The organism is Pseudomonas sp. Irchel 3F3 (assembly GCF_900187545.1).
Taxonomy (GTDB): domain Bacteria; phylum Pseudomonadota; class Gammaproteobacteria; order Pseudomonadales; family Pseudomonadaceae; genus Aquipseudomonas; species Aquipseudomonas fortuita.
The window spans coordinates 232,437-251,274 of record NZ_FYDS01000002.1 but is presented as its reverse complement, the minus strand read 5'-3'; the positions used below and the strand labels follow the sequence as shown (position 1 = coordinate 251,274).

Annotated in this window: 16 protein-coding genes; 4 read left to right on the top strand and 12 right to left on the bottom strand. The window is 64.8% G+C overall.

The window, feature by feature from the left end:
• Nucleotides 1-14: 14 nt before the first annotated feature.
• The 10 genes from mnxG to mdcA form a co-directional block, all read right to left on the bottom strand.
• Nucleotides 15-5,861, bottom strand: coding sequence for a manganese-oxidizing multicopper oxidase MnxG (mnxG, locus tag CKW35_RS04590; RefSeq protein WP_095115249.1), 5,847 nt, complete (start codon nt 5,859-5,861; stop codon nt 15-17).
• Nucleotides 5,862-6,143: 282 nt separating this feature from the next.
• The gene (gene madM, locus CKW35_RS04585) at nt 6,144-6,908 is read right to left on the bottom strand and encodes a malonate transporter subunit MadM (RefSeq protein WP_016487356.1); all 765 of its coding nucleotides are present in this window, start codon (nt 6,906-6,908) and stop codon (nt 6,144-6,146) included.
• Between the two features lie 2 nt (nt 6,909-6,910).
• Nucleotides 6,911-7,333 (bottom strand): malonate transporter subunit MadL, encoded by a 423-nt coding sequence (gene madL / locus CKW35_RS04580; RefSeq protein ID WP_016487357.1) that lies wholly within the window; start codon nt 7,331-7,333, stop codon nt 6,911-6,913.
• 216 nt (nt 7,334-7,549) lie between these two features.
• Nucleotides 7,550-8,470, bottom strand: a complete 921-nt coding sequence (gene mdcH / locus CKW35_RS04575) for a malonate decarboxylase subunit epsilon (RefSeq protein ID WP_095115245.1) — start codon at nt 8,468-8,470, stop codon at nt 7,550-7,552.
• Nucleotides 8,467-9,081 carry a malonate decarboxylase holo-ACP synthase gene (locus CKW35_RS04570; protein WP_024717553.1) on the bottom strand — a complete coding sequence of 205 codons (615 nt, stop codon included), beginning with the start codon at nt 9,079-9,081 and terminating at the stop codon, nt 8,467-8,469. Before CKW35_RS04570 ends, mdcH begins: the two co-directional genes overlap by 4 nt.
• A 1-nt stretch (nt 9,082) precedes the next feature.
• Complete coding sequence (gene mdcE / locus CKW35_RS04565) at nt 9,083-9,874, bottom strand: biotin-independent malonate decarboxylase subunit gamma (protein WP_060518141.1); 792 nt, start codon at nt 9,872-9,874, stop codon at nt 9,083-9,085.
• Entirely contained in the window at nt 9,871-10,719 is an 849-nt protein-coding gene (locus tag CKW35_RS04560) for a biotin-independent malonate decarboxylase subunit beta (protein WP_070086971.1), read from the bottom strand. Before CKW35_RS04560 ends, mdcE begins: the two co-directional genes overlap by 4 nt.
• The gene (locus tag CKW35_RS04555) at nt 10,712-11,011 is read right to left on the bottom strand and encodes a malonate decarboxylase subunit delta (protein WP_095115243.1); all 300 of its coding nucleotides are present in this window, start codon (nt 11,009-11,011) and stop codon (nt 10,712-10,714) included. Before CKW35_RS04555 ends, CKW35_RS04560 begins: the two co-directional genes overlap by 8 nt.
• Nucleotide 11,012: 1 nt before the next feature.
• On the bottom strand, nt 11,013-11,912 hold the full coding sequence (locus tag CKW35_RS04550) for a triphosphoribosyl-dephospho-CoA synthase (protein ID WP_095115240.1): 900 nt from the start codon (nt 11,910-11,912) through the stop codon (nt 11,013-11,015).
• The gene (gene mdcA / locus CKW35_RS04545; protein WP_016487364.1) at nt 11,912-13,573 is read right to left on the bottom strand and encodes a malonate decarboxylase subunit alpha; all 1,662 of its coding nucleotides are present in this window, start codon (nt 13,571-13,573) and stop codon (nt 11,912-11,914) included. Before mdcA ends, CKW35_RS04550 begins: the two co-directional genes overlap by 1 nt.
• Nucleotides 13,574-13,828: 255 nt before the next feature.
• Between mdcA and CKW35_RS04540 the strand changes: the two genes are divergently transcribed.
• Both CKW35_RS04540 and CKW35_RS04535 read left to right on the top strand, forming a co-directional pair.
• Nucleotides 13,829-14,899 (top strand): enoyl-CoA hydratase/isomerase family protein, encoded by a 1,071-nt coding sequence (locus CKW35_RS04540; protein ID WP_095115237.1) that lies wholly within the window; start codon nt 13,829-13,831, stop codon nt 14,897-14,899.
• Nucleotides 14,900-14,915: 16 nt separating this feature from the next.
• Entirely contained in the window at nt 14,916-16,067 is a 1,152-nt protein-coding gene (locus CKW35_RS04535; RefSeq protein WP_016487366.1) for an acyl-CoA dehydrogenase family protein, read from the top strand.
• A gap of 82 nt (nt 16,068-16,149) precedes the next feature.
• Here the strand turns inward: CKW35_RS04535 and CKW35_RS04530 are convergent, their stop codons facing one another.
• A complete protein-coding gene (locus CKW35_RS04530; protein WP_023048678.1) occupies nt 16,150-17,082 on the bottom strand; it encodes a LysR family transcriptional regulator in 933 nt (310 codons plus the stop codon).
• Nucleotides 17,083-17,208: 126 nt separating this feature from the next.
• Here CKW35_RS04530 and CKW35_RS04525 point away from each other — a divergent pair, with 126 nt between their 5' ends.
• A complete protein-coding gene (locus tag CKW35_RS04525; protein WP_016487368.1) occupies nt 17,209-17,469 on the top strand; it encodes a DUF2790 domain-containing protein in 261 nt (86 codons plus the stop codon).
• A 1-nt stretch (nt 17,470) separates the two neighbouring features.
• Here the strand turns inward: CKW35_RS04525 and CKW35_RS04520 are convergent, their stop codons facing one another.
• Complete coding sequence (locus CKW35_RS04520; protein ID WP_060518150.1) at nt 17,471-18,163, bottom strand: tRNA (adenine(22)-N(1))-methyltransferase TrmK; 693 nt, start codon at nt 18,161-18,163, stop codon at nt 17,471-17,473.
• 136 nt (nt 18,164-18,299) lie between these two features.
• On the opposite strand from CKW35_RS04520, the gene CKW35_RS04515 reads away from it, so the two are divergent.
• Entirely contained in the window at nt 18,300-18,680 is a 381-nt protein-coding gene (locus CKW35_RS04515) for a RidA family protein (RefSeq protein ID WP_016487370.1), read from the top strand.
• Nucleotides 18,681-18,838 lie beyond the last annotated feature (158 nt).

Below are 18,838 nucleotides of genomic sequence, written 5' to 3'. Positions count from 1 at the left end.
GCGCTCCCCTTCTGTCACTGCGCCGGGGCCGTTGCCGGCGGCGCTTCGTTGGTCACCCGCAAAATCCCCCACAACCCGGACAGGTTGCCGTAGGCGGCGTAGTCGCGGAACAGGTAGTCACCCGCCACCGCGTTGGCACCGCCGGCACTGGGCAGCATGAAGCTGAAGTGCGCCGCCGGCAGTACGCTCTCCTGGGCGCCGATGTACATGGCCATCGGGTTGTAGCCGAAACGCACCGAACCAATGCCTGGCAGGCTCATCGGGTAGCCGTCCAGGTCACTTTTCTCGGCCTGGTAGTTGTGCAATGGCCACAGGTGCCCGTCCAGCTGGTAGACCATGCCGCGGCTGCCGCCACTGGGCATCACGATATGGTTGCGCACCGGTTGCCCAGGCTTGGCGTACAGCACCGGGGTCTGCGGGTCGCCACCCACCAGGGCGTTGGCGTAGGCCATATGGGCGTTGGGTACATCACCAAAACCCAGGCCATTGGCACGGCCGAACGGCGAATCGGGCGCCATGCCGAAGCGCAGCCACAAGGGTTCGGTCTTGTAGTTGACCGCCATGTTGCCGTTGTCTTGCGGGTCACCGGCAGCACCGTTGCCTTCGGTATTGATGCCTTCTACCGGACGACCATCGGCCCAGCGCATGTTCAGTGCGCGCTGCCACACGGTGACGAAGTCGCGGTAGTCCGGCTGGCCGCTGACCTTCACCGTGGCCTGGGCACGTGAAGCGGCGTCCTCGGTCCAGGTGGCGGTTTGCGGCAGAATGCTCATGGCACCCACCAGGCCTTTCTGCGGCTGTTTGATGAAGTCTGACGGGGTCAGGTTGAGGCCGCCGAACTCGATGGCAGTCGTGTTGATGTTGTCCACTGTGCGGCCTAGCTGCGACACCGGTTTGCCTTCACGCTCCAGGTGGCCGGCGTAGTACTGGTACACCTTGGTCGGGTAGGCGCCACTGGTGCCAGCACGTGGCGGTACGGTCTGCACCGGGTTCAGGCCTACGTTGGCGCCGTCGGACTTGGTGATGTCGTAAGCCAGCAACTGCGCATGCAGGCCCACGTGGCTCGACGGCCGCATCAGGTTGTTGGCAAAGGCTGTGGCACCTTCGCTGTCGAAGCGGTCACGCTTGACCACGTTGTGCATCACTGCCGTGCTCGGCAGGTCTGGCATCACCAGCGGCAGGCGGTTCTCCAGGGTGATGCTGATGCAGTCGCCGGCGTTGGCGCGCAGCACCAGAGGCTCTACCGGCACACCCGCCTTGAGCTTGCCGGTGGTGGCGTCGAGGTCAGCCTTGCGCACGTACAGGATCGCGGTCGGGTCATGCAGCGGTGCACTGTGACCACCGATGGTGAAGGGCTCCCCATCTTCGGGGTCTATACCACTCACCAGCGGGATGGCGGTTCTACGGCTATTGAACACCAAGGTGCCGCCGTTGGCCTTGAGCGCGCCACCGACATGTTGGCCGATACCCTCCACGTCATTGATGCTGACGCCATTACGGTTTTCGAGAATGTCATTGGCCAGCGCCGCAACGATCTCGTAGTTGCGCTTGACCGTGGTGCGAGTGCCGATGCCGTTGGGGTTGGCCGTGGTTTTCGGGCAGATGCCGTCAAAGTTCACGGTGTTGCGCATGGCCACCGGTTGCGGGTTGTTGGGCAGCGGGAACAGGTCGGGACGCTGCGCGGTGTAGTTGCGCATGATGCCCCAGATACCGTTCCAGTAGCCTTCCAGGGCGGCGTCCAGCGAGTACAGATAGTCGCCGTTGGTGGCGGCGGAACTGGAGATCATCGACACCGGTGCCATAAAGCCCATCTGCTCGGAGATACCAATCATCTGCGACGACTTCCAGCCCGAGTTTGAGCTATTACCGAAACCTGTGCCGTTCTGCAGCCACTTCACGCCATGCAGGGTGACGTTGTGCTCCTCCTCATGGCCACCGGCGTGCATCCGCAGGCGCACGTTGTCACCGGAGTAGGTGCGCAGCAGCGGGGTGAAAGGGTCGCCCGGCTCGGCGCCAGCCTTGTTGATGTGCGGCGGGAACAGCGTGGTGCCGCCGGTAGGACCCACGGCCGAAGTTATCGCCGAGGGTGACAGGTTCATCGCCGGGATGGCGCGGTCGGTGCGGGTTTGCATGGCATAGCTGAGGTCGCCGGCCAGGCCGTCGGCCTGCATGCCACGCTTGCCGTCCGGGCCAACCTTGTTCGGGTCGAACACGCGCAGGGCCAGCGGCTCGTTGCGATAGTTGACGACGAACATGCCAGGGTCATCCACCGAGATCGCCTGCGGACATGGCCGGCTTGGGCAGCCAGGGTTGATACCGCCACGTTCTTCGACAATGGCCTCCAGCAGGTTCGATGCCTTGCCGCGCACTGGCGGGTTGATTGCGTAGCGGAAGCTGTCGGCGGTGGCCGGGTACGACTGGGCACTGGGCACGCCGTCCGGCCCTGCGCCTACGTAAACCCCGGCTTCATAGGCATGCTGGAAGTCGCTGTATTCCAGGAAGAACTCTCGGTAGCTGTCGTTCTTGCCATCGCCATCGTGGTCGCCAGTCTGGATTACCGCCTGCCATGACGTCGGGCCTCCGTCCTGGCGGGTGGCAGGGTTGTACAGCTGCTCGCCGGTTTCGGCGTGATACCAGGTGGACCCGGCCGGTTCGGCCAGCACGGTGGCATACAGGCCCAGTTGCTGGTGGGTCGATGGGCCAAGGTGGTCGTGGGTGAAGATGGTGCCCAGGCCACGGTCGATGTTATGCACGTTCACCAGCGGGTCTGCGAACCAGCGCTGCATGGCCGTGCGTGCGCCCAGCCAGTCAGCCCGGCCGAAGCGGCCGAAGTACGGATGCTGTCTGGCTTTCGGACAGGCAGCGGTATCGTCGCGGCTATCGCCCTCGGTGCAGCCGTTGTATGCACGAATAGCCTGCACCCGCTCGACCACGCTGCCGGGCGAAAGAATGCCGTCTTCATAGTTCCAGCCATTGGCCGAGCCGTCGGCAGCGGTCAGGTCCCACTTCGGCAAGTGGATGTGCTGGCCGATCACATCGGTCGGGGTGCGCACCTGGTAGTCGTCCATCTCGTAGATGTTCGGGATCAGGTTGGTGTGCTGGTACATGGTGCAGTCGAAGGTGTTCATGCGCATCACCAGTGGCTCTGGCGGGCGCTGCTTGGTGATCACTGGCCAGGCGTCTTCCCACAAGGCGATGATGCGAGCCTGGGGGAAGTGGTAGCCGACCTTGTTGTACACCGCATCGAACTGGATGTTGGCACCTTTGTAGATACGTGGACGGTCGGCGGTAAAGGCGGAAGCGCCACGGAAGTTGACGCCGGTCAGGCTCTCGCCGCTAACGAACTCACCCGCACCGGAGGATTGAGTGAGGCGCTTGCCGCGGTCATCCATGCACGGTTCGTAGAACGGCGCGCCGGCAGTCGGCAAGGCGCCATTGGTGCGAAACGCCTTGGGCACCGGCTGGCTACCAGGGATCAGGGCATAGCTGGGGTGCTCGGCCATGGCGTGGAATTGCATGGCCGCCTGTTCGACATCGGTGCCCTCTTCTGGCAGATAGATGGCTTTGGCCTTGTGCACGACCTTGGTGAAGTCCAGCTTGGTGGTGGTGGTTTGCGCTTCGCCACCGGCGGATACACCGTCCAGTGCATGGCGGCCAAGGCCGCCGTTCCAGCCATCGACCTGGTTCGCATCCAGGTTGGCCCACAGGGCTTTGCCGCTGTCTTTCAACTGCCGGGCCAGGGCTGGGTCGAGCATGTCCAGCGGCGGGGTCGGCGGGCGGTTGCCGACGCTGCTTTCAATGCCGCCGATCCAGAACGGGTAGCCTGGGTTTTTCAGGGTGCCGTCGGCGTTGCGGTTGGCCTCGGTGCGGTCGACCAGCGCCAGCGAGCCCACGGCCTTGCGTACAGCCCCCTGGCTGGCGTGGTCGTCATCGCCCTCTTCTTCGGTGTCGTCATCCTCGGTGGCGGCAACCAGCGCTTCAGAGAGCTTCGGCACGACCACGACCTTGCCGGGCATCGGTGCCATGGCCTTGCCGGGCAACGGTACGATGGCCGGAATCGGCGTGCCGGCGATGATCTCGCCGTCTGGCAGCGCACGGGCCCCCACGGCCGGCTTGCCGCTGCGCAGGGCGAACGGCGTGCTGTGGAAGCCGTTCTCGCCCTGCCCGCTCACCTCAAGGCGGGTGCCTTCTTCGAACACGTCGTGTACGCGCCACATGGCCCACATGCCTTGGGCGAAGTGCGGGTAGAAGTGGCAATGGTAGATGGCATCACCGGCCACCCGGTTGCGGTTCCCCGATCCGCCATTGGCGATTTCGTAGGTGTAGCCGACGCCAGCGCCGATACCCTGGGCATCGATATAGTCGGAATTGTCGTCATTGGGGTTGAATAGCCACTGGTGGCCATGCAAGTGGAAGATGTGCTGTTCGTGGCCGTTGTGGGTGTTGCGGAACTTGGTGAAGTCACCGATATAGCTATGGTGCACGTTGGCCGGCTCTGAGGGATAAAGGGCCATGCTGGCCTTGACCCCGACAGCGCTGGCCGGGGGGACTTCACCCGGGCGGATGTGCTCCAGGCCGACGTTGGCCGGCACATCCACCAGGGTGCCGATGTCACCGACGGTGTGAGCGCTCAGGAAGAACTCTTCGTAAGCGCACGACAGGCAGTCGTGCATCGGGCCTACCCCCAGGCGGTTGGCAACCACTTCGGCACCCATGCCACCGGAACCGTAGTTGATCATGAATGAATCGCGTGTCGGCTCCAGCACATGGCCCATCACCGGGTCAGCCCAGTAGCCGGGGAACGCCTGGGTACCGGCGACCTCGTCGGCGAACTGCGAGGCGAAATCACGGAACGCCTCCAGCCGGTTGGGCAACGCCGGGTTGCGCTTGCCGATGCTTTCCAGTGGGTAGGTCGACTTGGGGAAGCTGCCGTCAGGGTTGGGGCCCATGACGATGGCATCGGTTTCGCTGTTGATGATCTCGTTGCCATTAACCATGGCAATGATCGGTTTGCCAGCCTTGCCCTCGGTGATCCAAGGCTCTGCCTGGGGGTAGCGGGCTTCATAGTCGATCACTGGCTGGCCGGTGGCAGTGCGGCCGGTCGTGGCCAGGCGCATTTCTTCTTCGGTGAGGGTGTTGCGGTAGGTGCGGCCCAACTTGGGTACCACCACCACCTGACCGAACAGGCCATTGGCAACATTGCCTGCCGTGCCTTCGCCGCCGAACGTGGCCGCCTTGCTGGTAGCGGCAAATGCCCCTTCGCGCTCGGCATACAAGGTATAGCTGCGGGTGCTGCCGGGGCTGGCGAAGAAATTGCCGTTGCGCCCGGTATAGGCGGAGATGTCGGCGATACTGTTGACCGCCTGCATGCCGTTGACCTGGAAGCCGACCATGCGCTCGGCGACCTGTTCGTCGGCTACAACGCCTTCACCGCCTTGGTTTTCAACCTCCGGCCCCTCCTCCTCACCCTCGGGCTCTTCGGCCTCGATGCCGTGCTTGTTGGGGTTGGCCTGGTAAGCCAGCAGGTTGGTCAGGTTGACTGTGAGGCAGTCACCGGCTGCTACCCGCAGCACAATCGGCCGCGGGCGCTTGTCGGGGCGCAGGGTGACCTTGCCCGGCACTGCGGCGCCACCCTTGCTGAGGGGGACCTGTTTGTCGTCCACCACATCTTCGCGCAGGGCGAACATCATGCCGTTGGCGTTTTGTGCGCCAAGGCGGTTGAACATCAGTGGCTGGTCCAGTGCCACCACGTTGGCGACCAAGGTGCGCTGGCACTGCACGGCCGCCTCGCTGGTCGCTTCCCAGCCTAACAGGGCCAGAACGAGTGATGACAGAAGGGGGCCTTTGCGTGGCGTCGACATGCTACACCTCCGGGGCACGGGAACTCTGTGGAGGGGTGGAGCAAGGTGTATGCCAGAAGGATATTTTTATTATTTATCAGGGGTTTGCACGATCAATCGAAACAAGTTGGGGAGGATCCCCCGGCGGTTTTCCCCGATTTGGGGGCAACGGGTTGCATGACTTGAAGGCGATGCAATCACTGTGGGAGCGGACGTGGCCACGAACACCGGCGAAGCCGGTGCCATGCACCGAGTCGCCTGCTTTGCGGGCACGCCCGCTCCCACAGAAAGGAGGGTACGACGTCAGCCGACCAGACCACGTACGCAGAAATACAGAATCGACGGCCCCATCAGGCACCCCAACCCGGTATGGAAGGTGGCGGTCAATGCGCCATACGGCACCAGCCGCCGGTCCGTCGCCGCCAGCCCGGCGGTCACCCCCGACACCGTTCCGGCCAACCCGCCGAACACCATCGCCGAGCGCGGGTTGTCGAGCGCCAGCAGGCGCGCCGACACCGGGGTGAACACCATCACCAGGATCGCCTTGATCAGCCCGGTGGCAATCGACAAAGCCATCACGTCCGAGCTGGCACCCAGCGCCGCCCCGGTCACCGGGCCGACGATATAGGTCACGGCACCTGCGCCGATGGTGGTCATGCTCACCGCATCGCGGTAGCCGAAGGCGTAGGCGACTGCCGCGCCAACAATGAATGGCAGCACCGTGCCCAGCAGCAGCGCCACCAAGCCAATCATCCCGGCTTTGCGCGCTTCGGTGGCCTGCACCTCGAAGGCCGTCGCAACAATGGCGAAGTCACGCAGCATGGCCCCGCCCATCAGGCCGATGCCGGAGAACAGCGCCATGTCGGCCAGGCCTTTTTGCCCGCCCGTCACGGTGCCACCGACCCAGGCCAGCACCAGGCCGATGACGATGGCGATAGCCGAGCCGTGCACCCGGCCGAAGGTGAGGTATTTCGACAGCACAACCGACAACCACATGATTGCGCCCACCGCAGCAAAGGCGGTGACCAGGCCGTTGTGCTCCAAGGCATTTTCAATAATCGGCCACATGTTCAACGACCTCCTGCAGGGGTAACCTGCGCGCGGGTTTCAGGGGCGGGTTCAAGCGCGGGCAAAGGCTCGCCGCGGTGGCTGCGGCTGATCAGGGCGATGGTCGCGCCGCACACCAGCACCGCGCCCACTGCCGCCAGCAGCGCCACCGGCCCGCCGTGCAGGGCGGTGACCACGTTCTGCTGGGCCGCCATGGCCACCACTACCGGGATGTACATGGCACCCCAGAAGCCGACACCGAACTCGCATTCCTTGCTCATGCCGCCATTGCGGTGCATGTACAGCCGTGCGCAGATCAGCAGGATCATGGCGATGCCAACCCCGCCCACATTGGATTTGACGCCCAGCAGCACGCCCAGGAAGTCGCCGACGATAACGCCAGCAAGCGTGCAGACCGCCAGCAGAGCCACACCATAGATGATCATTGTTGTTGTCCTCAGGTTGTGTCGAAGTTGCTTGTTGTTGTTCTTCGTAAACACACACTTATGCGGCGTTCGCGGTCTTTGTGGGAGCGGCCTTGTGTCGCGACAGGGGTGCGCAGCGCCCCCAGGGATCTTCGCTTCACTTCAGAATTGCCGGGGCCGCTCTGCGGCCCAATCGCGACGCAAGGCCGCTCCCACAGGGATTGCGTTAGCCAGCCATCATCGCCGGTCAGCCACCTCCTGGCGCAGCAGCGCATCCACCGTGTCCCAACGGGTGCCTTCCACGGCCACTACCCTGCCCTGTTCGAACACGGCCCGGGCCAGCCCGCTGAGCACGCTGCCGGGCGGTATTTCCAGGTGCAGTCGCACGCCACGCTCAAAGGCGTTGCGCAACGTGGCACGCCAGTCGACCACCCTTGCCATGTTGCCCGCCAGGTCGTCGCGCAGGCGCTGCGGGTCGAACACCGGGCGCGCGCTGCTGCCGCTGAGGTAGGTGATGCGTGGGCGGTGCAACTCGACCGAGGCGAAGGCACTGGCCAGTTCCGCTGCCGGGCCATCAAGCAGCGGGCAATGCGAAGGCACGCTGACCGCAAGGCGCCGGGCGACGCCTTGGCCAAGACGACGCGCACGGGCTGCGACCGCAGCCATCGCCGAATCGCTACCGGCGATGACAATCTGGTTTTCACTGTTGAGGTTTGCGACATGCACCTCACCGCCGGCATCCACCAGCAAACGCTCGACAGTGGCCAAGTCCATGCCATTGAGTGCAGTCATGCCGTAGCCTTGCGGATAGGCACACTGCATCAACCGGCCACGCAGGGCGACCAGGCGCACGGCATCGGCAAAACCCAGGGCGCCCGCCGTGACAGCTGCGGGATAAGCGCCAATCGACAAGCCCGCCACATAATCCGGCGCAGGGCTGCGCTGCATCAGCCAACGTGCCCAGGCCACGCCACTCAGCAGCAGGCACAGCTGAACCGCCCGGGTAGACTGCAGCGCTTGCGGGCTGTCCAGCGCCTGCGCAGCTTCGCCCAGGGTATCGCTGGCCTCCTCCAGCAGCTGCCCGGCGCCCTCTGGCAGATGCTGCAGCATCCCCACCTGCTGAGCCCCCTGGCCAGGGAAGGCGAACAGGCTGCTCATGCGGCACGCTCCATCACTGCCCAAGGCTCGCTGACCAAGCGCGGGCCATGCGGCGACTTGAGCAGCACGCGGCGGGCAAAACCGGCCCATTCGCGCAAGGCAATGGCGCCTGCCGGGGTTTCCAGTTGCACATCGATACGGCACGGCGCGCAGTCGAGGATATCCTGCAGCTCCCGCGCCTGAGCGCGGGCCAGTGGTTGCGGGGTACGCAGCAGCAGGTCCAGGTCACTGTCGGCGTGTACCACTTCAACGCCGGTCGCAATCTGATACCCCACCCCGCCCGTCGGCCCCCATTCCAGGCCGCTGGCCTGCAATACCGGGGCGACCGAGGCCAGTGCCTGTAGCGCAGGCCATGGGCTTTGTACGTTCACACGCAGCACTTCGGGGCCTTGCCGACGCTGGATATCGGCCAGGCGCATCAACACACCCAACCGCTGTGCCCGGCCCACACCACGCACCCCAACCGCCACCCAGCCATCCTCACAGGTGGCGCGGCGCACCACCACCGGCCGGCCGCTTGCCAGCACGTCCTGCGCCCACTGCGGCGCATCGGCGGGCAAGCCCGACACGGGCATCCCCCACAGCAGGTCGTGCGGCCTTGGCGCGCTCATCTCAAGCGCCCTGCCACTGGCGGCGCAGCTGTTCGCGTACCAGGCGCGAAGCGCTGCGGTTTTCCCCCGCCAGCCGTGACGACAGGTCGGTCGAGCTGCCAATATCGTGCACCGCTTCTGCCAGGCAGGCACGCACCTGGGCAATGTCGGCGCGGCTCGGTGCCTCGGCGTTGTCCACTGTCAGGCGGCGCCACAGCAGGCCCAGCGAGGCGTAGCTGGCCAGGTCGTAGGCCATGGGGGGCACTTCGGCGGCCAGAGCCTCAAGTTGCTCGACGCTTCGCAGGGTAATCCGCGCCGCAGCCGCCTTGCCCATGGCATGCACCATGACCCCGGCATCGTCCAGGGCGATCAGGCGCTGGGCCTGGTAACCGTGGGCAAGAAAGGCACCGGACATGGCCTTGCCGACCAGCAGACCGATTACCGGGTGCCCGGCCAACCGCGCCTGGGCGTAGGCCTGCACGGCACCGGCCAGTGCCTGGTGAATGCCCAACGCCTCCTCGCGGCGGCCGTAGGCCTGGCTGGGCACGTCGACCACCGCGACAATGGCCCGCTTCTGGCCATCGCGGTCAGCTTCCACCGCCTCGCTCACCGCCTTGGCCAGGCCCCAACCTTCCAGCAGGCCGACCTCGCCCGAGCGGGCACGGGGGAATGGGTTGTCGGCATCGGGTACCACGGCGATGAAGCGCGCCAGGCGGTTGTCCAGTTCGCCGTCGATCACCCGCAGCGACGCGGGGTAGCCCGGCAAGGCTTGCCCGCCGGCCAGGCCCGGCAGCCAGTTCAAGGCACGGTTCATTGGGCTTCTCCTTGATAAAGGGCGCGCACGGCGGCGGCATCCAGTTGTGGGCAGTTTTCGCCCAGCCGGGCCAGCCGGTCGAGGAACCAGGCGTGCTGGCTGGCGCGGTCTTTGGAGGGTGCATCGAGCAGTTGCAACAAGCGATCGCGCAGTGCATCGATATCATCGGCCACATAGCCGTCCACCAACCCGCTGGCGTAGCGTTGCTCGCCACCCGTCAGGCTCCAGATGAAGGGGCGGTCCTTGGCATCGTATTCGCCGATGCCGGCTTCCTGCTCGATCACCTGCGGGCCGTTGAGGCCCAGGCGCGCTTCGCGGGTCACCAGCAGGTGGCTGCACAGGCCTGCGGCGATGGACATGCCGCCAAAGCAACCTACCGAACCTGCAATCAGGCCGATCACCGGCTGCAAGGCCCGCAGCTCGACAATCGCCGCCTGGATCTCGGCAATCGCCGCCAGGCCCAGGTTGGCCTCTTGCAGGCGAACGCCACCGGTTTCCAGCAGCAACACAGCGCAGGTGGGAGTACCGTTGCGAGTGTCTTCGATGGCCAGCTCCAAGGCGCCGGCGATTTTTGCACCACCCACCTCGCCCATGCTGCCCCCCTGGAAGCCACCTTCAATGGCAGCGACTACGGCATGGCGCCCGTTCAGCCGGCCTTTGGCGATAACCACGCCATCATCGGCCTGAGGCACGATGCCCTGTCGCGGCAGCCACGGCGACATCAGCCGATCGAACGGGCCCAGCAGTTCGCGGAAGCTGCCCGGGTCGAGCACGGCGCGGGCGCGCTGTCGGGCGCCCAGTTCGACAAAGCTGCGGCTGCGCAGCAAGCGTTCGGTGTCAGTCATGGGCAATCTCCTCGAAGCCTTGCTCAAGGCGCAAGCGCACCACGCCTGGCGTGGCGCCGAAATCGTGGATGTCGATGTTCACGGCCGGCCAGGCACGGCCCTCGAACAGGCGCTGGAACAGTTGCGCCCAGCGGGCACCGCTGCCATTGACCGAGGTCATCACCTGGATGTGCAGGCTGCCGGCAGTGCCGGGCTCGATCAGCACCTCGAGGTCGCCGGAGCTGACGCAGCCCACCAGCGTGCGGCCACGGCCAGGTTCGGCGGCGGGGAATTGAAAATTCAGGGTTTCCATTTCACAGGCTCCCGGCTTTGTCGAGGAACAGGCAGGCGGCCAGCAAATCGGCGGCGCCGCCCGGTGAGGCGTTCAGGTGCAGCAGTTGCTGGTCCAGCCCGCGCAGGTGCCGGCGCCCTGCCAAGGTGGCGCTGCCGCCCTCGGCAAGTACGGCGCGGGCACCTTGCTGGACGGCAGCCAGCCCGGCCGGGCCGCTGCGCCAGAGCACACAGGTGTCGCTGAGCACGGCCATGATTGCCAGTAACGCATCAAGCCGGGCATGCGACTCGCTGGCCCCGGCAGCGCGGCTACGTTGCAGTTGTGGCAGGCCGTACCCGACCACGGCGGGGAAGCCTTGCTGTGCCTGTTCGCGGGCACCGCCGGTGCCGTAGCGGTGGCGTACCTGCGAGCCGTGGCTGTCCTGGTGCGGCATGGCCGGGTCGTCGAACAGCGCGATGCGCCCGGCACGGGCGGCCAGCGTGCAGGCGTCTGCCTGGGTATCGAGGGCCGTGGACGCCACCAGCAGGCCCAGTGCCCAGATGGCGCCGCGGTGGGTGTTTACCCCGTGGGTGGCGGCAAGCATCGCGGCCTCGCCTTCGCGGCCGAGCTGGCCCAGTGCGGCGCGCAGAGGTTGACCAACCTGGCCGATGGACTGGGCGGCTTCGGCCATGTTGCGCAGGCATGGCCACAAGGCCAGGGCCGAAGCGTGCATCAAGGTCAGGGTCATGTCTTTGTGGGCGCCGTTGCTGCGGCGGTCGACCAGCCCGGGTTTGGGGGACAGGTCGGCTTCGTCGATCAGGGCTTCAACGGCCAGGTCGGCGAGGTGGTCGGCCAGGGGAATTTCGGATGCCTGGGCTGGCCTCTTCGCCGGTGAACCCGCTCCCACAGGAACCTGGGGGAGTGCGAGAATGAGTGCTTTCATCACCAGCTCCTGAACCGTGCAGGCGGGTTGTAGAGGCCGCCGGACCACTCGACCAGCTCGGCAATGCTGCGGGCGGCCAGCAGCTCGCGGCTGGCGTCGGTGCGGCGAATGCCCAAGTCTTCGGGCAAGGCGATCAGGCCTTGCTGGCGCATGCGCAGGGTGTCTTTCGGATCGTGGCGCAGGCCGATGGCGGTAACCCCTGCCACCGCGGCGATCATCTGCTGGCGTTCTTCCAGGCTGCGGGCCTTGTACAGGTAGGCAATGCCCTCCTCGGTCAGCAGGTGGGTGACGTCATCGCCGTAGATCATCACCGGCGCCAACGGCATGCCGGCCTTCTTGGCGACTTCCACGGCATCGAGGGTTTCCACGAAGGTGGGCTTGCCGCCTTCCTGGTAGGTTTCGACCATTTGCACCACCAGCTTGCGGCCGCGCTCCAGCAGGGTTTCCGGCACGGTCATGTCGAGCCAGGCCGGGGTCGCGTGGCGCCGGCCACGCGGGTCGTGGCCCATATTCGGCGCACCGCCAAAACCGGCCAGGCGGCCGCGGGTCACGGTCGAGGAATGGCCATCGCCATCCACTTGCAAAGTGGCGCCGATGAACAGGTCGACAGCGTATTGCCCCGCCAGCTGGCACATCATGCGGTTGGAACGCAGCGAACCATCGCGGCCGGTGAAGAACACGTCCGGGCGCTGGGCGATGTAATCCTCCATGCCCAGCTCGGTGCCGAAGCAGTGCACGCTTTGCACCCAACCGGTCTCGATGGCCGGGATCAGGGTCGGGTGAGGGTTGAGCGTCCAGTTGCGGCAGATCTTGCCCTTCAGGCCCAGAGACTCGCCGTAGGTGGGCAAGATCAGCTCGATGGCGGCGGTATTGAAGCCGATGCCGTGGTTCAGCGACTGCACCTGGTGTTTTTCGTAGATGCCGCGTATGGCCATCATCGCCATGAGCACATGCACCGGCTTGATGTGGCGCGGGTCTCGGGTAAACAGCGGCTCGATGTAGAAAGGCTGGTCGGCCACCACCACAAAGTCGACCCAGGACGCCGGTATGTCGACCCGTGGCAAGTCATCGACGCGGTCCACCAGCTGGTTGACCTGGGCGATGACAATGCCGTCGCTGAAGGCAGCAGGCTCTACCAGTGCGGGGGTATCTTCGGTGCTGGGGCCGGTGTACAGGTTGCCGTCACGGTCGGCCATGAAACCGGCCACCAGGGTGACATTGGGGATCAGGTCGACCAGCAGCCGCGAGTACAGCTCGATATAGGTGTGGATGGCACCGACTTCGAGCAGGCCATCTTCCAGCAACTGGCCGATGCGCAGGCTCTGCGGGCCGGCGAAGGAAAAGTCGAGCTTGCGGGCAATGCCGCGTTCGAACAGGTCAAGGTGCTCGGCGCGGCTGACGCTGGGCATGATCATGTGCAGGTCGTGCAGGCGCCCGGGGTCGACTTTGGCCAGCGAGCGCGACAGGAAGTCGGCCTGCTTCTGATTGTTGCCTTCCAGCACCACCCGGTCGCCGGGGGCCAGCAACAGTTCGAGGGCTTCGACGATACGTTCGGTGGGCAGCACCACGCCGTCGGCAAGGTGGCGGACCCGATCGAGGCGGCGCTGCTTTTCGGCGCGCCGCCGCGACCATTGCGGCGGTGGATTCTGAGTTATTGTCATGGTGACTCCACAGGTTCGCTGTCGTGGACATCACCTTAGGGCTGTGCTGCCCGGCGGATCAATCAAGCTGCCGGCGTGTTCATTACGGTAAGGTTAATGAATTGCCCTGCTAGAGGACTCACCCACGGCAAAAATGCACGATACCCCTGCATAATTGTCGATTGTGCAGGGCAAATTCGCATGACAGGATCCTGCGATCCTCCAGCGAACTCCAGACTTCACTTGGAAAATCAATAACAAAGCAGGGAGAACGCAATGACTGCGCACGCTCAAACCTTGGCAACCGAGCCTGTACTGGCCGAAGTCCGCAACCAGGTTGGCCACCTGACCCTGAACCGCCCCGCCGGCTTGAATGCCCTCACCCTGAACATGGTTCGTAGCCTGCGCCAGCACCTGGACCAGTGGGCCGAAGACCCGCACGTGCGCGCCGTGGTGCTGCGCGGCGAGGGGCCCAAAGGCTTCTGTGCCGGTGGTGACATCCGCTCGCTGCACGACAGTTTCAAAGCGGGCGACACGCTGCATGAAACCTTCTTTGTCGAGGAATACGCCCTCGACCTGCTCATCCACCGCTACCGCAAGCCCGTGTTGGTACTGATGGACGGCTTCACCCTCGGCGGCGGCATGGGCCTGGCCCAGGGCTGCGACCTGCGCGTGGTCACCGAGCGCAGCCGGCTGGGCATGCCCGAAGTGGGCATCGGCTACTTCCCCGATGTCGGCGGCAGCTACTTCCTGTCGCGCATCCCCGGCGAGCTGGGGATTTACCTGGGCGTCAGCGGCACCCAGATCCAGGCGGCCGACGCCCTTTACTGCGGCCTGGCCGACTGGTACCTGGCCAGTGACCAGCTTGCCGCCCTCGACCAGGGCCTGGACCAACTGAGCTTTGGCGACAACCCGCTCAAGGACCTGCAGAACCTGCTGGCCAGGCTCGGCACCCAGGTTTTGAGTGATGCCCCCCTGGAAAAACTGCGTCCGGTCATCGATCACTTCTTCTCCCTGCCCACCCTGCAAGCCATCGTCGAGCAACTGCGTGCGGTCAGCATCGGCGACAGCCATGCCTGGGCAGTGGCCGCCGCCGACCAGCTGGAAAGCCGCTCACCGCTGGCCATGGCGGTTACTCTGGAGATGTTGCGCCGCGGTCGCCAGCTAGGGCTGGAAGACTGCTTTGCCATGGAGCTGCACCTGGACCGCCAGTGGTTCCAGCATGGCGACATCATCGAAGGCGTGCGCGCCCTGATCATCGACAAGGACAAACAGCCTCGCTGGAACCCGCCGACCCTGGCCGCGCTGCAGCAGCAGCGGGTGGACCAATTCTTCGAAGGCCTGTGAGCCCGGGAGTACACAGATGCAAGACCTTGAACTGAGCGAAGAACAGATCATGATCCGCGACATGGCCCGGGATTTTGCCCGCGGCGAGATCGCCCCACACGCCCAGGCCTGGGAAAAGGCCGGCTGGATCGATGACGGCGTGGTGCGCAAGATGGGCGACCTGGGCCTGCTGGGCATGGTGGTACCAGAGGACTTCGGCGGCAGCTACACCGACTACGTCGCCTACGCCCTGGCCGTGGAAGAAATCGCCGCAGGCTGCGGCGCCACCGGGGCGATGATGAGCATTCACAACTCGGTAGGCTGCGGCCCTCTGCTGGCCTACGGTACTGCCGAGCAACAACAGCAATGGCTGCCACGCCTGGCCAGCGGCGAGGTGATTGGCTGCTTCTGCCTGACAGAGCCCCAGGCCGGCTCCGAGGCGCACAACCTGCGCACCCGCGCCGAACGGGTCGATGGCGAGTGGGTAATCAATGGTGCCAAACAATTCGTCAGCAATGCACGCCGCGCCGGCTTGGCCATCGTCTTCGCGGTGACCGACCCGGAGCTGGGCAAGAAGGGCCTCTCGGCGTTCCTGGTGCCCACCGACAACCCGGGCTTCAAGGTCGACCGCAGCGAGCACAAGATGGGCATCCGCGCCTCCGACACCTGCGCGGTCACCTTCGACAATTGCCGCATCCCCGCAGCCAACATCCTTGGCGAGCGTGGCAAGGGCCTGGCCATCGCCCTGTCCAACCTTGAAGGCGGCCGTATCGGCATCGCCGCCCAGGCGTTAGGCATTGCCCGTGCAGCCTTCGAGGCGGCGCTGGTCTACTCGCGCGACCGGGTGCAATTTGGCAAACCGATCAACGAACACCAAAGCATCGCCAACCTGCTGGCCGACATGCAGGTACAGGTAAACGCCGCACGTTTGCTGATCCTGCATGCCGCCCGCCTGCGCAGCGCCGGCAAACCGTGCCTGTCGGAGGCATCACAGGCCAAGCTGTTCGCTTCGGAAATGGCCGAGCGGGTGTGTTCGATGGCGATCCAGGTGCATGGCGGGTATGGCTACCTGGAAGATTACCCGGTGGAACGCTATTACCGCGATGCGCGGATTACCCAGATCTATGAAGGGTCGAGCGAGATCCAGCGCATGCTGATTGCACGCGAGCTGAAGCACTACCCCCTGTAGTACGGCGGTCCCCATCTGTGGGAGCGGCCTTGCGGCCCAATCGCGGCACAAGGCCGCTCCCACAAGTAAGCGGATCTGCGTTTCAACGCCAGTACCGCGAATCATCCACCACCTGCGCATGCCCCTCGAACAACGCTGGCAACTGCTCCTTGAGGTAATCGATCCAGGTCCGCACCTTGGCATCCAGATAATGCCGTGACGGGTACATCGCATACAGCGCGCTCTCGCGCAGGCGGTACGGCGCCAGCAGCCTGCACAACCGCCCTTGCTCGATCGCCTGGCTGGCCGTATAGAACGGTAGCAGGCCAATGCCCATGCCCAACTCACTGGCCACCAGCATGGCATCGGCAACGTTGGTGGAGAAGTTGTCACTCGGTGTGATCACACACTGGTCCACACCCTGGGGGAATACCCAGTCACCTTCATACATGGGATACGCCATGCGCAGGCAGCGGTGCCCATGCAGGTCCTCGGGGCGCTCAGGCACCCCATGCCGCTCCAGATAGCTGGGTGCTGCACAGGGAATACTGAAAATATTGCCGAGCGGGACGGCAATCAGCTGTGAGTCCGGCAGCGCGCCGTCCACGGTGATGACCACGTCATGCCCTTCGGCCAGCGGGTCAGGGTTGCGCTGCGACAGCGTCAGCTCGATCACCACCTCCGGGCACAGTGCGTTGTAGCCGGCCACCAGCGGCATCAGCAGCAGCCCCAGGCCGTGCGGGCAATGCAAACGCAAATGGCCGCGAGGCGTGAGGTGCGCACCGCGGGCCTCACCCACCGCCTCTTCGGTCAGCAGCATGATTTGCCGCGCGCGCTCCAGAAACCGCTCGCCCGCCTCGCTCATGCGCAGCCGCCGGGTGGTGCGGTGCAACAGGCGGGTCTGCAGCTGGTTTTCCAGCTCGGCGACGATACGCGAAACCTGCGCTGCTGAAATATCCAACGCATTGGCGGCTGCAGCGAAGCTGCCACATTCCACCACCCTGGCGAAGGTACGCATGGCATGCAGCATGTCCATGAAAGTGTGCTCCTTGTTCAGTCTTATTCTTGCGTTACAGGCAGGAATCTATCACGGAACAGCCCATTTATTGTGAATGACCAATGAATACATCATTAGTCATACATTCAAGAAAAGGAACCTGTCATGAAACGTTCGATCGCTGTCCTTGCTGTTGCTGCTGCCTTCGCCTCGTTTGGTGCCCTTGCTGATGCAGGCAGTACAAAGGCAGCCAGCAGCACGTATGAGTACGGCATGCCGCTGGACGTGGCCAAGGTCATCTCCATCACCCCCGCCAGCAACGCCGCCGACTGCCAGGTCGGCACTGCGCACATGGTGTATGTCGACCACCAGGGCCAGAAGCGCGAAATCGACTACCGCGAAATGGGCAACTGCTCGCAGCAGTGAGTCAGGCCAGGACCTGGGTGATCCAGCCCACCTGCTGATTGAAGTCGTCGATTTTCGCCTGAGGCACCGCATCGCGAGCCCGCTGGAAATTGGCCAGGGTCTGCTGCTTTTGCCGCAGCATGCGCCGCCACTTGACCAGAAACGCCTCGCTTTTCTCCTGCATCAACACTGGGCCGAAGTACAGCTGTTCAGGGCTATATTCCACCCTGCCCGGCTCGGCGACGATGATCTCGTAATCGAAGCGGTTTTCCCGCAGCAGCTCTTCGTTGACGATGTGGTAACCGTTATCCGCCAGCCACTGGCGCAGCTCACGCTCACCGCCATTGGGCTGCAGTACCAGCCGCGTGATGCCACCAAGGCGCTGCTTGCCGGCCTCGAGGATCTCGCACATGGTGTCGCCGCCCATGCCGCAGATGCTGACCACCGAGATGTGGTCTTGCGGCTCGACCGCTGCCAGCCCATCCGCCAGGCGCACGGTGACCCGGTCTTGCAGGCCGTTTCTGCGCACGTTGCGTTGGGCCGAGGCGAACGGCGTCTGCGCCACCTCACCCGCTACAGCGGCCTCGAGTACGCCGCGCAGCATCAATGCCACCGGCAGGTAACCGTGGTCCGAGCCGATATCGGCCAGGCGCGCGCCCTGCGGCACATGTGCGGCCACGCGCTCCAGGCGCCTGGACAAAGTCTGTTCGTTCAAAGTGTGCCCCTGGCTTTGCAATGGGCGCGATTCTGACGGCGAACGTCGCGCATTTCAAACACCGGGGTGCCCTCGACCGGGTGCGCCTGCTCGCGTAGGCTTGCCGTTTTCCTTCCGTAGCAAGGCAAAACACACCATGGCACATGCAGACATCATCTACACCCCGGACCCGGACGCCGAGTCGATTTCGTCCGACGTCGCCGAATTCAACGGCGTACTGGTCACCACCCAGATCCCGACCCACGCCGACGGCAGCCTGGAACTGGGCGGCATCGTCGAGCAAAGCGAATGCACCCTGCAGGCGTTGAAAGTGGCGCTGGAAAAGGCTGGCAGCGGCATGGACCGCGTGCTGCACCTGACCATCTACCTGACCGACATGGCCGACCGTGCCGCGTTCAACGAGGTGTACCAGCGCTTCTTCAGCAAGCCATGGCCGGTACGTGCGGCCGTGGGTGTGGCGTCGCTGGCATTTGACGGCATGCGCGTAGAAGTCACGGCGATGGCTGCCAAGCGCTGAGCTACCTGCAAGGGCCCTATCGCCGGCAAGCCAGCGCCCACCTCGACCGCATTGGCCTCAAGCCCTATGCAACTCCTGTGGGCGCTGGCTTGCCGGCGATAGGGCCGGTAACAGCAATACACCTCTCGGCACCCCGATGATGCCGCCAGCCCGTTTCA

Bases quoted from the DNA above. Each gene is read 5' to 3' on its own strand.
- mnxG (WP_095115249.1), bottom strand. From the start codon at position 5,861: ATGTCGACGCCACGCAAAGGCCCCCTTCTGTCATCACTCGTTCTGGCC.
- CKW35_RS04555 (WP_095115243.1), bottom strand. From the start codon at position 11,011: ATGGAAACCCTGAATTTTCAATTCCCCGCCGCCGAACCTGGCCGTGGC.
- CKW35_RS04540 (WP_095115237.1), top strand. From the start codon at position 13,829: ATGACTGCGCACGCTCAAACCTTGGCAACCGAGCCTGTACTGGCCGAA.
- madM (WP_016487356.1), bottom strand. From the start codon at position 6,908: ATGTGGCCGATTATTGAAAATGCCTTGGAGCACAACGGCCTGGTCACC.
- CKW35_RS04560 (WP_070086971.1), bottom strand. From the start codon at position 10,719: ATGACTGACACCGAACGCTTGCTGCGCAGCCGCAGCTTTGTCGAACTG.
- CKW35_RS04515 (WP_016487370.1), top strand. From the start codon at position 18,300: ATGGCACATGCAGACATCATCTACACCCCGGACCCGGACGCCGAGTCG.
- CKW35_RS04535 (WP_016487366.1), top strand. From the start codon at position 14,916: ATGCAAGACCTTGAACTGAGCGAAGAACAGATCATGATCCGCGACATG.
- CKW35_RS04550 (WP_095115240.1), bottom strand. From the start codon at position 11,912: ATGAAAGCACTCATTCTCGCACTCCCCCAGGTTCCTGTGGGAGCGGGT.
- CKW35_RS04525 (WP_016487368.1), top strand. From the start codon at position 17,209: ATGAAACGTTCGATCGCTGTCCTTGCTGTTGCTGCTGCCTTCGCCTCG.
- madL (WP_016487357.1), bottom strand. From the start codon at position 7,333: ATGATCATCTATGGTGTGGCTCTGCTGGCGGTCTGCACGCTTGCTGGC.
- mdcH (WP_095115245.1), bottom strand. From the start codon at position 8,470: ATGAGCAGCCTGTTCGCCTTCCCTGGCCAGGGGGCTCAGCAGGTGGGG.
- CKW35_RS04530 (WP_023048678.1), bottom strand. From the start codon at position 17,082: ATGGACATGCTGCATGCCATGCGTACCTTCGCCAGGGTGGTGGAATGT.
- mdcA (WP_016487364.1), bottom strand. From the start codon at position 13,573: ATGACAATAACTCAGAATCCACCGCCGCAATGGTCGCGGCGGCGCGCC.
- mdcE (WP_060518141.1), bottom strand. From the start codon at position 9,874: ATGAACCGTGCCTTGAACTGGCTGCCGGGCCTGGCCGGCGGGCAAGCC.
- CKW35_RS04570 (WP_024717553.1), bottom strand. From the start codon at position 9,081: ATGAGCGCGCCAAGGCCGCACGACCTGCTGTGGGGGATGCCCGTGTCG.